We start from the raw sequence: 14383 nt of genomic DNA on the forward strand, positions 1-14383 counted from the left end.
AGAAACGATGTCTCAGGGGGAGTTCACCCATGCGTTCCATACGTCCGCCCGCCCGCCGCACCGCGTCGCGCGCGCGCCGTTCCCCGGCTCTGGCCGCCGCGCTGACCGTCGTCGTGGCGCTGACCGCGACCGCCTGCGGGCCCGACGGCGGTGACGCGGACGCCAAGGCCAGTGCCTCCGCGGCGCAGGACGCCCCGGGCGGCACCGAGATCAAGATTCCGCAGGACCTCCAGGAGAAGCTGCGCAAGCACGGCATCGACCTGGACAAGTGGAAGAACGGCGAGTGGAAGAACTGGGACCGCGACAAGTGGCTCCGGCAGGCCGGCGAGTTCATCAACCCGATCATCAAGGACTTCTGGAACCCGGACAAGATCGAGAAGGTCAAGCCGCCGCAGGACCCGAGCAAGCCCGAGGACATCTCCGAGGACCAGGGCAAGACCGACCCGGAGCCCGCCGCGGTGCCGGCGCAGGCGGTGCGGACGCCGTACACCTCCACCGCGCCCGGCGTGGGTCTGCTGCTCTTCAGCACCCCCGAGGGCGAGTCGCGGTGCTCGGCCACCGTCGTCAAGGACCCGGCGCACCCCGGTAAGTCCAACCTGGTGTGGACGGCCGCGCACTGCGTGCACGCCGGCAAGAACGGCGGTTGGTACCGCAACATGATGTTCGTGCCGAACTTCAACCGGAACGGCGTGTCCGCCGCCGGGATGAAGACCGCGCCGTTCGAGGACCGCGTCCCGGCGGGCAAGTGGTGGGCCGACGACATGGCCACCTCCAGCGAGTGGATCAAGGACGGCGGCGCGGTGCCCGGCGTGCCGATGGCGCCGTACGACTTCGCGCTGATGCACGTCAAGGCGGAGGAGGGCAGCGGCGGCAAGTCGCTGGAGGAGATGGCCGGTGGCGCGTACACCGTGAACTTCAACGCGCCCGCGATGAGCAAGATCCCCAGCCTGACGGCGCAGGGCTACCCGGCGGAGGCCCCGTTCGACGGTGCGCTCCAGCAGCAGTGCACCGACCGGCCGACCCGGCTGTCGATGGACGCGGTCAAGCCCACCATGTACCGCATCGGCTGCACCATGACCGGCGGTTCCTCCGGTGGTCCCTGGTTCGCGAAGGGCGCCGACGGCGAGCCGGAGCTGATCTCCAACATGTCGATGGGTCCGCGTCCGGCCAAGTGGGCGGCCGGTCCGCACCTGGGCCCCGAGGCCCGGAACATGTTCAACGCGATGAGCAAGCGCTGGGCGGCCAAGGGCTGATCCGCCCCTGACGTCCCGACAGCGCCGAAGGGCCGCTCCCCCGCGGGGGAGCGGCCCTTCGGCGTGCGTACCGGCGCCGGTCAGGCGGCGGGGACGAACGGCTGGAGTTCGGCGGCGAGTTCCTGGTGGACGCGCGCCTTGAGGACCGTGCCGTCCGCGGTGTGCTCCTCGGAGATGACCTCGCCCTCGGCGTGCGCCCGGGAGATCAGCGCCCCCTGGGTGTAGGGGACGAGCGCCTCGATCTCGACCTCGGGGCGCGGGATCTCCTCGTCGAGCAGCTCCAGCAGCTCGGCCATGCCCTGGCCCGTACGGGCGGAGACCACGAGGGCGTGCTTCTCCTGACGCAGCAGCCGCTGGAGGACCAGCGGATCGGCGGCGTCCGCCTTGTTGATGACGACGATCTCGGGGACGTCGCCCGCGCCGACGTCGCGGAACACCGCGCGGACGGCGGCGAGCTGCTCCTCGGGCGCCGGGTGCGAGCCGTCGACGACGTGGAGGATCAGGTCGGAGTCGCCGACCTCCTCCATCGTGGAGCGGAACGCCTCGACGAGGTGGTGCGGCAGGTGCCGGACGAAGCCGACGGTGTCGGCGAGGGTGTAGAGCCGCCCGCCGGGGGTCTCGGCGCGCCGGACGGTCGGGTCCAGGGTGGCGAACAGGGCGTTCTCCACCAGGACACCGGCGCCGGTGAGGCGGTTGAGCAGCGAGGACTTGCCGGCGTTGGTGTAACCGGCGATGGCGACCGAGGGGATCTTGTTGCGCCGGCGTTCCTGGCGCTTGATGTCCCGGCCGGTCTTCATCTCCGCGAGCTCCCGGCGCATCTTCGCCATCTTCTCGCGGATCCGGCGCCGGTCGGTCTCGATCTTGGTCTCACCGGGACCACGGGTGGCCATACCGCCGCCCGCCGAACCGGAGCCACCGCCACCCATCTGCCGGGACAGCGACTGACCCCAACCGCGCAGCCGGGGCAGCATGTACTGCATCTGCGCCAGCGAGACCTGCGCCTTGCCCTCCCGGGACTTGGCGTGCTGGGCGAAGATGTCGAGGATCAGCGCGGTGCGGTCGACCACCTTGACCTTGACGACGTCCTCGAGATGGATCAGCTGGCCCGGGGAGAGCTCACCGTCGCAGACCACGGTGTCGGCGCCGGATTCGAGGACGATGTCGCGCAGCTCCAGGGCCTTGCCGGAGCCGATGTAGGTGGCCGGGTCGGGCTTGTCGCGGCGCTGGATGACGCCGTCGAGCACGAGCGCACCGGCCGTTTCGGCGAGTGCGGCCAGCTCGGCGAGGGAGTTCTCCGCGTCGCTCGCGGTACCCGAGGTCCAGACGCCGATGAGCACCACACGCTCCAGGCGGAGCTGACGGTACTCGACCTCGGTGACGTCTTCGAGCTCGGTGGACAGTCCGGCGACGCGGCGCAGGGCGGCGCGCTCGGACCTGTCGTACTGCTCGCCGTCACGTTCCTCGTCGATCGTGTGGCTCCAGGCGACGTCCTCTTCCATCAGGGCGTCGGCCCGAAGGCTCTCGGGGAGGCGCTGGCGGTCCGCAGGAAGGGAAGAGGAGGAGGTCATTTGATCCTTTGTGTCGTCGGGAAGTCCTCGGGAGGCCGGGCGGCCGCGCTGGGACTGTCGGTGGTGACAACGTCCGGGCCGCGCCGGAGATTCCCGGCCGCCGGAGTCGACCCGTCGATGGTCGCACGGGCGGTGGGGGCCGTCACGCGAGTTTCCCGGTGTTTCCGGCGATTCCCGGCGGACGGGCGCACACCGGGGCGGCCGGGCGGATCCGGTGACGGTCGGCCGTACCTCCGTGCCCGCCCCGTGCGCCGGGCACGGGGCGGGCCGGGGAGATCACTTGGCGTGGCGGGAGGTCCACCGCGGGTGGCCGGGCATCGGCGGGGTCTTCGGGTCGTACAGCCAGGCGTGCAGGAAGCCGGAGAGGTCGTGGCCGGAAATCTCGGAGGCGAGGGCGGTGAAGTCGGCGGTGGAGGCGTTGCCGTCGCGGTACCGGGCGACCCAGGCGCGCTCCAGGCGGTCGAAGGCGGCCGGGCCGATCTTCTGGCGGAGCGCGTACAGGACGAGCGCGCTGCCGTCGTAGACGACCGGGCGGAAGATGCTGATCTTCTGTCCGGCGGCGGGCGGCTTCGGTGCGGCGGGCGGCCCGCCGTCGGCCCGCCAGCTGTCCGACTCGGTGTAGGCGTGGCGCATCCGGTCTTCGAGGGCGGCGTGTTTGCGGCCGCCCTTCTCCTCGGCGTAGAGCGCCTCGTACCAGGTGGCGTGGGCCTCGTTGAGCCAGAGGTCGGACCAGCTGCGGGGGCTGACGCTGTCGCCGAACCACTGGTGGGCCAGTTCGTGGACCATCACCGACTCGACGTACCAGGAGGGCAGGCGGTCCTCGGTGAACAGGCCCTTCTCGAAGAGGGAAAGGGTCTGGGTCTCCAGCTCGAAGCCGGTACGGGTGTCGGCGACGAGCAGCCCGTAGAGCGGGAAGGGGAAACGGCCGACCCGGCGCTCCATCCAGTCGATCTGGGCCGGGGTGCGGGCGAGCCAGGGCTCCATGGCGGTGCGGGCGGCGGCGGGCACCACGTCGCGCACCGGCAGGCCGTGCGGTCCCCGGCGGGTGAGGACGGCGGACTTCCCGAACGAGACCTGGGCCAGCTCGGTGGCCACGGGGTGGACGGAGCGGAAGGTGCGGGTGGGGCGGGGCCCGTCGTCGGCGCCCGGGACGGGTACGCCGCCGGCGACCGCCGTGACGCCGCGGGGCGCGGTGAGGCGGAAGGTGACGTACGCCTTGTCGGAGGGGTGGTCGTTGCAGGGGAACACCCGGTGGGCGGCGTCGGCCTGGTTGGCCATGGCGAGGCCGTCGGGGGTGCGGATCCAGCCGCCGTCGGCGGCGCCCCGGGGGTCGCTGGTGTGGCGGACCACGATCCGCAGCGGCGCCCCGTCGGGCACCGGAACGGCGGGGGTGACCACGAGGTCCTCACCGCGGCGCACGAAGCGGGCGGGGAGCCCGCCGACGGTGACGGAGGAGACGGTGCCGCGGGCGAAGTCGAGGTTGAAGTGGTCGAGCGCCGTGGTGGCGCGGGCGGTGAGGGTGGTGACGGCGGGCAGCGGCCGGTCGTTGTGGCCGCTGTAGTCGAGCGCGATGTCGTATGCGAGGACGTCGTAGCCGGGGTTGCCGAGGTGGGGGAAGAGCCGGTCGCCGATGCCCACCGGGCCGGGCGCCGGGGGCGCGGCGGCGCCGAGGGCGGCGACGGCGGCCAGGAGGAGGGCGGTGGCACGGCGGGCGGCGCGGCGGCCACGGGGCGCGGGGCGCGGCCCGGCCGCCCGAAGGCGGGGCAGCGGCCCGGGGCGGGCGGGGTGCGGAAGACGCCGGAGGCGAGGGGGAAGCAGCATGGGCTACGGCTACCAGCGCCGCCCCCGCCCCCGGTGGCGGCACTCGCCCTTGGCACCCGAACGGGCGGCGGGCGGCGCGCCGTGGCCCGTATGCGCGGGCGCGGGGCGGGGGTCTGTTCGGTGTGCGCGAGGGGCGCGTCCCCGGGCGGGCGCGCCCCTGCGCAACGGCGGACGCGGGCCCGTCAGGAGCGCGGCGCCCGGGCCCGGCGGGGCTTCCCTTCCCGGGTGACGTCGTAGACACCGGGCACCTGGCGCATGGCGCGCAGCAGGGCGGGCAGCGCGGCGGCGTCGGGCAGACGGAGCGTGTAGGTGTGGCGGACGCGCTGCTCGTAGGGGGGTTCGACGGCGGCGGAGACGACGGATGCGCCCTGGACGGCGATGGCCTCGGTGAGATCGGCGAGGAGGCGGGGGCGGCTGAACGCCTCGGCGCGGAGCGTGACCCGGCAGCCGTGCCCGGCCGGTCCGGGGCCGTGCCAGCGCACCCCGACGGGCTTCCGCCCGGTGGCGGCCATCCGGGCCCCCACGGGGCACAGGGCGCGGTGCACGGTGACGCCGCCGCCCCGTACGGCGAAGCCGGTGACCGGATCGGGCGGCACGGGCGTACAGCAGCCGGCCAGCCGGACGGCGGCGCCGGGCAGCCCGTCGACGGCGAGCGCCTCGGGCTCCCGGCCGGGGCCGGCGCTCCCGGGGACGCCCGCTTCAAGGTCGCCCGGGGCGGAGCCCCCGGCCGGTGCGTCCGAGGGCGTGGGGCCGGTGGCCGGGCGGGCGGACGGGGCCTCGGCGGCGGAGCGGTCGCCGGGGGCGCCCGGCACGGCCTCGCGCGCCCCTTCCGTGCCCGTCTCCGGGGCGGGCGGGGCCGGCGCGTCCACGGCGGAAGGCGCCCCGTCGGTGGGCTCGCCGCCCGGCGCCACGGCGGCGGACGGGGCACCCTCCGCCGGCGTCTGCCCCGTGCCGCTCCGGCCGCCGCGCGCCGCCAGCCAGCGGCCGATGGCGAGGCGGGCGGCGGGGGTGCGGGTGTGATCGAGCCACTCCGGGGACGGGCCGGCGGCCGCGTCGGGGCCCAGCAGCAGCTGGAGGCTGTCGCCGTCGTGCAGCACGGTGGAGAGGGTCGCCAGCCGGCCGTTCACCCGGGCGCCGATGCAACGGTGCGCGTCCTCGCCGTGCAGGGCGTACGCGCCGTCCACGCAGCTCGACCCGGCGGGCAGCCCGATGGGCCGGGCGCCCGCCGTCCGGCCGCCCGGGGCGGCGTCCCCGGGGCAGAAGACGGTGATCTCGCGGTCCTGGGCGAGATCGTCGCGGAGCGAGGCCCAGAAGGTCTCCGAATCGGGGGTGGCGCTCTGCCACTCCAGGAGACGGGAGAGCCACCCGGGGCGCGTCGGGTCGGCCCGCTCGCCGTCCGTGGTGTCCCCGCCGGCCGCCGGGGCGTACGGATTGCCCAGGGCGATCACCCCGGCCTCCGCGACGCGGTGCATCTGGTGGGTGCGGATCAACGTTTCCGCGATCTCCCCGGCCTCGCCCGCCACGGCGGTGTGCAGCGACTGGTAGAGGTTGAACTTGGGGGCCGCGATGAAGTCCTTGAACTCCGCGACGACGGGCGTGAAGCAGGTGTGCAGCTCGCCCAGGACCGCGTAGCAGTCGGCGTCCTCGGGGACCAGCACCAGGATCCGCCCCAGATCGGCCCCGGTCAGCTCGCCCCGGGCCCTGCGTACCCGGTGCAGCGAGACCAGGTGCCGGGGCCGCAGCCGGACCTCCGCGTCGATCCCGGCTTCGGTCAGGACCGTGCGCATCCGGGCGGCGAGCGCGGCGAGCGGATCGGGGCGGCCGGCGTGCTCGCGCAGCAGGCGGCGGATGGCGGCGTACTCCTCCGGGTGCAGGATCGCGAAGACCAGGTCCTCCAGCTCGCTCTTGAGGGCCTGGACGCCGAGGCGTTCGGCGAGCGGGATGAGGACGTCGCGGGTGACCTTGGCGATCCGGACCTGTTTCTCCGGGCGCATCACGCCGAGGGTGCGCATGTTGTGCAGCCGGTCGGCGAGTTTGATGGACATCACCCGCACGTCGTGGCCGGTGGCGACGAGCATCTTGCGGAACGTCTCGGGCTCGGCCGCCGCGCCGTAGTCGACCTTCTCCAGCTTGGTGACGCCGTCGACGAGATAGCGGACCTCGGCGCCGAACTCCGCCCGTACCTGGTCGAGGGTCACCTCGGTGTCCTCGACGGTGTCGTGGAGCAGCGAGGCGGTCAACGTCGTGGTCTCGGCGCCGAGTTCGGCGAGAATGAGGGTCACCGCGAGCGGGTGGGTGATGTATGGTTCGCCGCTTTTCCGCATCTGGCCGCGGTGCGAGGACTCCGCGAGCGTGTACGCCTTGGCGAGGATCGCGAGGTCGGCGTGCGGATGGTGACCGCGGTGGACCTTGGCGACGTGTTCCAGCGCGTCGGGGAGGCCGCCGCGCGGCGCCGGGCCGAGCAGCGCGGCCCGGCCGATGCGGCGCAGGCCGCGCAGTGCGGGGCGGGGCAGACCACGGCGGCTCCGGGCCGTGTCCGGGTTTCCAGGGTTCGTGGCCTCTGCGCTCATGGGCACCTCCGGCAGCGAGTCGACCGGCGGTCAGGCGCCGTCGGTTGAGCGGCCGGGCCGGTGGTTGATGCTACCGAGCCCACCACGCGCCGTTCGCCCGCCCCCTCCCCCTAAGAAACGGATCACCCGTTCGAGCGAACTTCCCGGTAACAGCCGTGTCCGGGGAGGGCGGTGGTGCGGAAGCGTACCGTCAGGCGCTCTCCCCGGCGAGCCACGCGGGGTCGAGGCTTCCCTCGGCGACGATCACGGCGGGCCCGGTCATCTCCACCGTGCCGTCCGGCAGTTCGGTGATCTCCAGGGTGCCGCCGAGGACGTCGACGGTGTACGTGACGAGGGTGCCGGTCAGCGCCGGGTCGGTGCCGTCCCGGCGGGCGGTGGCGACGGCGACGGCGCAGGCGCCGGTGCCGCAGGAGCGGGTCTCGCCGGAGCCGCGCTCGTGCACCCGCATCGCGACGTGGCGCGGCCCGCGGTCGACGACGAATTCGACGTTGACGCCCTCCGGGTAGACCGCGGCGGGCGCGACGCCCGGGGCGTCGAGCAGGTTCCCGGCGTACGCCAGGTCCTCGACGAACGCGACCGCGTGCGGGTTGCCCATGTTGACGTTCCGGGACGGCCAGCTGCGCTCACCCACGGTGATGTCGGCGCTGCCCTCGGGCAGCTCGGCGCGGCCCATGCCGACGGTGACGTCACCGGTCTTGGCGACGTGCACCCGGCGGATCCCGGCGCGGGTGGCGACGGCGAGATCGCCGGCCTCGGCCAGCCCTGCGTGGAGGAGGTAGCGGGCGAAGACCCGGACGCCGTTGCCGCACATCTCGGCGACCGAGCCGTCGCCGTTGCGGTAGTCCATGAACCACTCGGCCTCGTCGGCCATCGCCCGCGCCTCCGGGTGCGCGGCGGTACGGACGACGCGCAGCACGCCGTCGGCGCCGATCCCGGCGCGCCGGTCGCAGATCCGGGCGACCTCGGCGGCGGTCAGGTCGAGACGGCCGTCCGGGTCCGGAACGATCACGAAGTCGTTCTCGGTGCCGTGGCCCTTGAGGAAGTCGATACGCGCTGCGGTGCTCACCCCTGAATCGTACGGGCCACGGGGGCGGTCCGGCGCGCGGGGCGGGGCGGCACGGGGCGCGCACGGGGCGCGGCGCACGGGGCGGGCGGCGCGGTGCGGGCCGCTCGGCCGGGGTCAGCGCAGGCGGGTGACGCGCCAGATGGCGAGGGCCGCGGGGACGACCACCACGGCGGTGTAGGCGAGCACCACGCGCCAGCTCGCGCGGCGCCCGGAGCCGCGGGTGGGCAGCCCGGGCCAGGTGTGGCCGACGCGGCGGGCCGCCATCATGCCCCAGCCCGCGGCGCAGCAGCACAGCAGCAGACCGAGCATGGCGATGGGCGCGCCGCCGTCGCCGCCGAACTCGAAGGCGAGCGGGAAGGCGAACATCAGGGAGCCGACGGCGGCGAGCACCACGACCGGCGCCAGCTGCCACAGCCGCAGCCGGCGCGGCGGGCGCAGCTCCCGGAACGACTCACCGCCCTCGGCGGCCGGCTCCTCGGCGTCGGGCCCGTCGGAGCCGTCCAGAGCGGGGCTGTACGGGGCCTGGAGACCGGCGCCGTCCGGCTCCGGCAGGTCGTCGGGGTGCGCGTCGCGGTCGCCGGGGACGGCGTACGGGGCGGCGTCGGCGTCCCCCGGGTGTGCGGGGTGCGGGGTCGCGGCGCCGGAGTCGCGCGGCGCCGTGCCGGTGCCGTGCCGGTCCGGGTGCTGCGCTCCGTTACGAGGGCCGGCCTCCATTGCCACGCGCCCTCCCCACTACAGACTGCACGCTCGATCGACGGTTGATGATGACACGGGCTCAGGGGCCCCGATGACGGGCGGAGCGTCCCGATGCCATGACGTGATCAGGCTGTGACCGGTCGTTCGAGGAGGGCAAGGGCGTGCCGGGGCAGTTCCGCGCGGTCGGCGTCGGCGCCGCTGAGCCAGTGGACGCGGGGGTCGCGCCGGAACCACGCGTCCTGCCGCCGGGCGAACCGCTTCGTGGCCCGTACGGTCTCCTCCCGCGCCTCCGCTTCGGTGCACTCCCCCGCCAGGTGGGCGAGGACCTGCTGGTAGCCCAGAGCGCGGGAGGCGGTGCGGCCCTCGCGCAGCCCGACGGCCTCCAGGGCGCGCACCTCGTCGACGAGGCCGTCCTCCCACATGCGGTCGACGCGGCGGGCGATGCGGTCGTGCAGCTCCGGTCGCTCGACGCCGACGCCGATCTGGAGGGTGTCGTAGACGGCTTCGTGGCCGGGGAGGTTGGCGGTGAAGGGGCGGCCGGTGATCTCGATGACCTCCAGGGCGCGCACGATGCGGCGGCCGTTGCCGGGCAGGATCGCGCGGGCGGCCTCCGGGTCGGCGGCGGCGAGCCGGGCGTGCAGGACGCCGCTGCCGCTCTCGGCCAGCTCGGCCTCCAGGCGGGCGCGGACCTCCGGGTCGGTGCCGGGGAACTCCAGGGCGTCGAGGGCGCCGCGTACGTAGAGCCCGGAGCCGCCGACGAGGACGGGGGTGCGGCCCTCGGCGAGCAGCCGGTCGATCTCGGCGCGGGCCAGGCGCTGGTACTCGGCGACGTTGGCGGCGCGGGTGACGTCCCAGATGTCGAGGAGTCGGTGGGGCACGCCCCGCCGCTCCTCCTCGGTGAGCTTGGCGGTGCCGATGTCCATGCCGCGGTAGAGCTGCATGGAGTCGGCGTTGATCACCTCACCGCCCAGGTGAGCGGCGAGCGCGACCCCCAGATCGGACTTCCCGGCCGCGGTGGGCCCGACAACGGCGATGACCCGCGGAGCGGGGACTGCGGTGTTCACAGCGCCCAGTCTCCCAAACCTCGCGGGTGACGCGGTGCGGGGGCCGGGTGGCGGGGGCGCGTGGGACGGGACGCACGGGGCGGCGGCGCGCCCGGGGTCAGGACCACCCCGCCACGAAGTACCCGACCCCGTACGGTGCCTCGTCGTAGTGGAGCGCCCCGTGGAGGGGGGTGCTCGCGCGGGCGGCGCCGGTGAGGAGTTGCCAGGGGGCGCGGCCGGTGGCCTTGAGGGAGGCGGCCTCCTCGGGGTCGAGGGCGGCGAGGGTGTCGGTGTCGGCGGTGGCCAGGGCGCGGGCGAGGGCGGCGTCGTAGTCCGCGGCGCGGGGGTCGAAGTAGCCGGGAGCCTTGACCGTGCGGCAGGCGCTGCCGTCGCCCATCACCAGGAGCGCGACCCGGGAGGCGGACGCGGCGATCTCGCGGCCCGCCTCCAGGCAGCGTTCCGGGGCGAGGGTCTCGTCGACGCCCAGGCCCTCCACCGGGGCGTCGACGGGGGTGGCGTCGGCGAGCAGCCAGGCGCCGACGGACAGGGACGGCGGCAGCGGGCGCTCGGGCGGGTGCGGCGCGGTGCCCAGGCTGACCTCGCGGTCCACGCCGAAGCCGCGGAACGAGCCGGTGGCGCCCTGCGGGTACGTCCCCTGTCCGGCCCGGTCCGAGGGGCCGACGACGACCAGCCGGTCGGGTCGGGCGGCGGCGAGCGCGCCGACGGCCTTCCGGCAGGCGGCGCGGAGCGGGTCCAGTTCGGCCGCGGCACCGGCGGCGACCTCGGGGACGAGCAGTGGCGGGCACGGGCACAGGGCGGCGGCTACGAGCATGCCAGGCAGCGTAGCCCGCGCCCGGCGACGGCCGAGGGCCACCGCCCGCTCCGGGCCGATGGCGACGAGGTACGGCGGGCCGCCTCGGTGTCCGCTCCGGCTCGACGGGGCGAAGTGCGCAGCCCGCCTCGTGACCCGCTCCGGCCCGGCGGGGACGAAGGACGGCGGTCCGCCTCGTGACCCGCTCCGGCCTGATGGCGACGAAGTACGGCGGCCCGCCCGGGGAGCCGCCCGGACGCCCCCGGGGGCGTCCGCTCAGTCGCAGCCGCAGCCGCCCGTCGGGGCCGGGGCGGCGGCCGGGGCGCCGATGGTGGGCAGGCCCAGCATGACGCCGGCGGGCTTGGCGGCGGGGGCGGCGTTGCGGCGTTCCCAGGCATCGCCGGCGGCGGTGCGGCGCACCGCGGAGACGGGGCCCTCGGCCAGCAGGTGGTGCGGGGCGGCGTAGGTGATGTCGACGGTCACCATGTCGCCGGGGCGGACCGGCTCCTCGGGGCGGGTGAAGTGGACGAGGCGGTTGTCGGGGGCGCGGCCGGAGAGGCGGCGGGTGGCGTCGTCCTTGCGGCCCTCGCCCTCGGCGACCATGACCTCCAGGGTGCGGCCGACCTGCTTCTTGTTCTCCTCCCAGGAGATCTCCTCCTGGAGGGCGACGAGACGCTCGTACCGCTCCTGGACGACCTCCTTGGGGATCTGGTCGTCCATCTCGGCGGCGGGGGTGCCGGGGCGCTTGGAGTACTGGAAGGTGAACGCCTGGGCGAAGCGGGACTCGCGGACCGTGTACAGGGTCTGCTCGAAGTCCTCCTCGGTCTCCCCGGGGAAGCCGACGATGATGTCGGTGGAGAGCGCGGCGTCCGGCATGGCGGCGCGGACCTTCTCGATGATGCCGAGGAAGCGCTCCTGGCGGTAGGAGCGGCGCATCGCCTTCAGGACACGGTCGGAGCCGGACTGGAGCGGCATGTGCAGCTGCGGCATGACGTTCGGCGTCTCGGCCATGGCGGCGATGACGTCGTCGGTGAAGTCGCGCGGGTGCGGGGAGGTGAAGCGGACCCGCTCCAGGCCCTCGATCTTCCCGCAGGCGCGCAGCAGCTTGCTGAACGCCTCGCGGTCGCCGATGTCGGAGCCGTAGGCGTTGACGTTCTGGCCGAGGAGGGTGATCTCGGAGACGCCCTCGGAGACCAGCGCCTCGATCTCGGCGAGGATGTCGCCGGGACGGCGGTCCTTCTCCTTGCCGCGCAGCGCCGGGACGATGCAGAACGTACAGGTGTTGTTGCAGCCGACGGAGATGGAGACCCACGCGGCGTACGCGCTCTCGCGGCGGGTCGGCAGCGTCGAGGGGAACGCCTCCAGCGACTCGGCGATCTCGACCTGCGCCTCCTCCTGGACGCGGGCGCGCTCCAGAAGGACCGGCAGCTTGCCGATGTTGTGCGTGCCGAAGACCACGTCGACCCAGGGGGCCTTCTTGACGATGGTGTCGCGGTCCTTCTGGGCCAGGCAGCCGCCGACGGCGATCTGCATGCCCGGGCGGCCGGCCTTCTTGGGAGCGAGCTGGCCGAGGTTGCCGTAGAGGCGGTTGTCGGCGTTCTCGCGGACCGCGCAGGTGTTGAAGACGACGACGTCGGCGCCGTCGGCGTCCTTGGGGGCGCGGACGTATCCGGCGTCCTCCAGCAGGCCCGAGAGCCGTTCGGAGTCGTGGACGTTCATCTGGCACCCGTAGGTGCGGATCTCGTAGCTTCGCTCAACGCCCACGTCATTACTCCGGTCACTGCTGCTGGTCACCCCACAAGGGTAAGGGGGTGCGGGAGGCGGCTCTCCCACGGCGACGGGGTGGGGCCCGTGCGGCCCGCCCCGTGCGGGTACCCGGGACGCCCCGGGGCCCGGAGCGCAGCGGCCCCCGCCCTGGTCCGGGGCGGGGGCCGCTGCGCACGGGGGGGTGTCAGCTCTCGTCGAGGCCCCACCAGGGCGACGGCGTGGAGCCGCTGAAGACGTCGCCGAAGAGGGCGGGGTAGGACGGGGCGCCGACGTCGGCGGGGGCGAAGGACGTCACGCCGCCGCGGGCCGGGTCGCCGGACGGCACGGACCAGACGGCGCCGTGCCGGTCGTTCTCACCGGGCGCGGAGACCGCCAGATCGGCGTGGCCGTCGCCGTTGGCGTCCAGCAGCCGCACGCCGGCGCCGAACATGTCGCCCGCCTCGGCGACACCGGGCACGCCGGGGCTGTCCTGGCTGAAGGCGACCGCGCCGGTGCCGGTCAGCCCCTTGTCGGAGCCCTTGAGCAGCACCACCGAACCGGCCTGCTTCTTGGTGCCGACGGCCTCGCCGGGCACGCCGACGGCCAGCTCGTCGCGGCCGTCGCCGTCGGTGTCACCGGCGGTGAGGGAGGCGCCGAAGACGTCGCCCTCCTCGTTCGCCCCGGGCACGCCGGGCGTGGCCTGGGTGAACGTGTCGGTGCGGCTGCCGAGGCCGGAGTCGGTGCCGTAGCGGACCTTGACGGTGCCGGAGTCGCCCCAGGGACCCTCGATGACGCCGCCCGGCGCCTCGCGCCAGGCGAGGTCCGCGCGGCCGTCGCCGTTGAAGTCGCCCATGGTGGCGGGCAGCGCCTCCGGGCCCTTGTCGGACTGCTTGGTCAGCCCCTTCGGGCCGCCGAGGAGGATGGCGCCGGGGCGGGACGACTCCTCCATGGAGCGGGCGACGAACACGTCGTCGGCACCGTCACCGTTGAGGTCGCCCGCGGTCACGGACAGCACCTCCGAGTCGCCGTCGGCCACCGACACGGTCTGCTCGTGCGCGGGCTTGCCGTCCCGGGTGAACGGACCCTGGAGCAGCTTGGCCTGCTTCTCGTCCATGTACGCGGTGGTGAAGAGGTCCTGGTGGCCGTCGCCGTTGAAGTCGCCGCCCGCGATGTTGCGGGCGTGGTCCAACGTGACGGCGCCCTCGCCGCTCAGGCCCTTGCCCTTGGTGCCCCACAGGGCGAGCACGGTGTCCTGTGTCCCGGACTTCACGACGACGGCGAGGTCGGTGACCCCGTCGCCGTCCAGGTCGCGGGCGACGAGTTCGCTGCCGAAGACGCCCTGGACGGACGGGATGCCGGGCGTCTTGGCGCTGATGACGGTGCGGGTCGCCGGGTCCAGCCCGTGTGCGGAGCCGTAGACCACGGTGAGGTACCCGGGGTTGTCACCGCCCGTCGTGGGGGCGGCGATGACGAGGTCGTTGTAGCCGTCGCCGTTGAAGTCCTCCTTCAACGCGGTCTTCTTGGCGGCTGCCCGGGGGGTGCTGCCGGGATCGCTGCCGCCGGACGTGACGGCGCCCGCGGTGACGGCGAGCGCCCCCACGACGACGACTCCCACGCCTGCGGCTATCGCTCCCCTGGTGCGCTTGCGCACTCGGCCTCCTGGAGATCAGTGGTTCGCGTATTCCCTACGCCTGCCTTCGTACGGTGTCCGGGCCCGCCGGACACCGCCCCCGTCCCCCTTCGAGGGGGATGCCGTCCCGCGCTCCGTGGCCGGTGGCGCACCCCGGGGCGGCGGGAGGTCACCTACGG

10 protein-coding genes are annotated in these 14383 nt (G+C 74.6%); 1 reads left to right on the forward strand and 9 read right to left on the reverse strand.

The window, feature by feature from the left end; genetic code table 11:
• Positions 1-29: 29 nt before the first annotated feature.
• Positions 30-1253 carry a trypsin-like serine peptidase gene (locus tag ABT345_RS29245; protein WP_345086924.1) on the forward strand — a complete coding sequence of 408 codons (1224 nt, stop codon included), beginning with the start codon at positions 30-32 and terminating at the stop codon, positions 1251-1253.
• Positions 1254-1333: 80 nt separating this feature from the next.
• Here the strand turns inward: ABT345_RS29245 and hflX are convergent, their stop codons facing one another.
• The 9 genes from hflX to ABT345_RS29290 all read right to left on the reverse strand — a co-directional run bounded on the left by hflX (position 1334) and on the right by ABT345_RS29290 (position 14225).
• A complete protein-coding gene (gene hflX / locus ABT345_RS29250) occupies positions 1334-2821 on the reverse strand; it encodes a GTPase HflX (RefSeq protein WP_345086927.1) in 1488 nt (495 codons plus the stop codon).
• A gap of 276 nt (positions 2822-3097) precedes the next feature.
• Entirely contained in the window at positions 3098-4642 is a 1545-nt protein-coding gene (locus ABT345_RS29255) for a M1 family metallopeptidase (protein WP_345086929.1), read from the reverse strand.
• 182 nt (positions 4643-4824) lie between these two features.
• Positions 4825-7212: a RelA/SpoT family protein gene (locus tag ABT345_RS29260; protein ID WP_345086931.1), complete on the reverse strand. Its 2388-nt coding sequence runs from the start codon at positions 7210-7212 to the stop codon at positions 4825-4827.
• Positions 7213-7402: 190 nt separating this feature from the next.
• Positions 7403-8278: a diaminopimelate epimerase gene (gene dapF, locus ABT345_RS29265; protein ID WP_345086933.1), complete on the reverse strand. Its 876-nt coding sequence runs from the start codon at positions 8276-8278 to the stop codon at positions 7403-7405.
• A gap of 114 nt (positions 8279-8392) precedes the next feature.
• Complete coding sequence (locus ABT345_RS29270; protein WP_345087031.1) at positions 8393-8992, reverse strand: hypothetical protein; 600 nt, start codon at positions 8990-8992, stop codon at positions 8393-8395.
• Positions 8993-9099: 107 nt separating this feature from the next.
• On the reverse strand, positions 9100-10038 hold the full coding sequence (miaA, locus tag ABT345_RS29275; RefSeq protein ID WP_345086935.1) for a tRNA (adenosine(37)-N6)-dimethylallyltransferase MiaA: 939 nt from the start codon (positions 10036-10038) through the stop codon (positions 9100-9102).
• 97 nt (positions 10039-10135) lie between these two features.
• Positions 10136-10849, reverse strand: a complete 714-nt coding sequence (locus tag ABT345_RS29280) for a class III extradiol dioxygenase subunit B-like domain-containing protein (RefSeq protein ID WP_345086937.1) — start codon at positions 10847-10849, stop codon at positions 10136-10138.
• A 255-nt stretch (positions 10850-11104) separates the two neighbouring features.
• On the reverse strand, positions 11105-12622 hold the full coding sequence (gene miaB, locus ABT345_RS29285) for a tRNA (N6-isopentenyl adenosine(37)-C2)-methylthiotransferase MiaB (RefSeq protein ID WP_425584430.1): 1518 nt from the start codon (positions 12620-12622) through the stop codon (positions 11105-11107).
• 157 nt (positions 12623-12779) lie between these two features.
• The gene (locus ABT345_RS29290) at positions 12780-14225 is read right to left on the reverse strand and encodes an FG-GAP-like repeat-containing protein (protein WP_345086939.1); all 1446 of its coding nucleotides are present in this window, start codon (positions 14223-14225) and stop codon (positions 12780-12782) included.
• Between the last annotated feature and the right edge of the window lie 158 nt (positions 14226-14383).

Source organism: Streptomyces sp. NPDC000404, assembly GCF_040300365.1.
Classification (GTDB): Bacteria; Actinomycetota; Actinomycetes; order Streptomycetales; family Streptomycetaceae; genus Streptomyces; species Streptomyces ramulosus.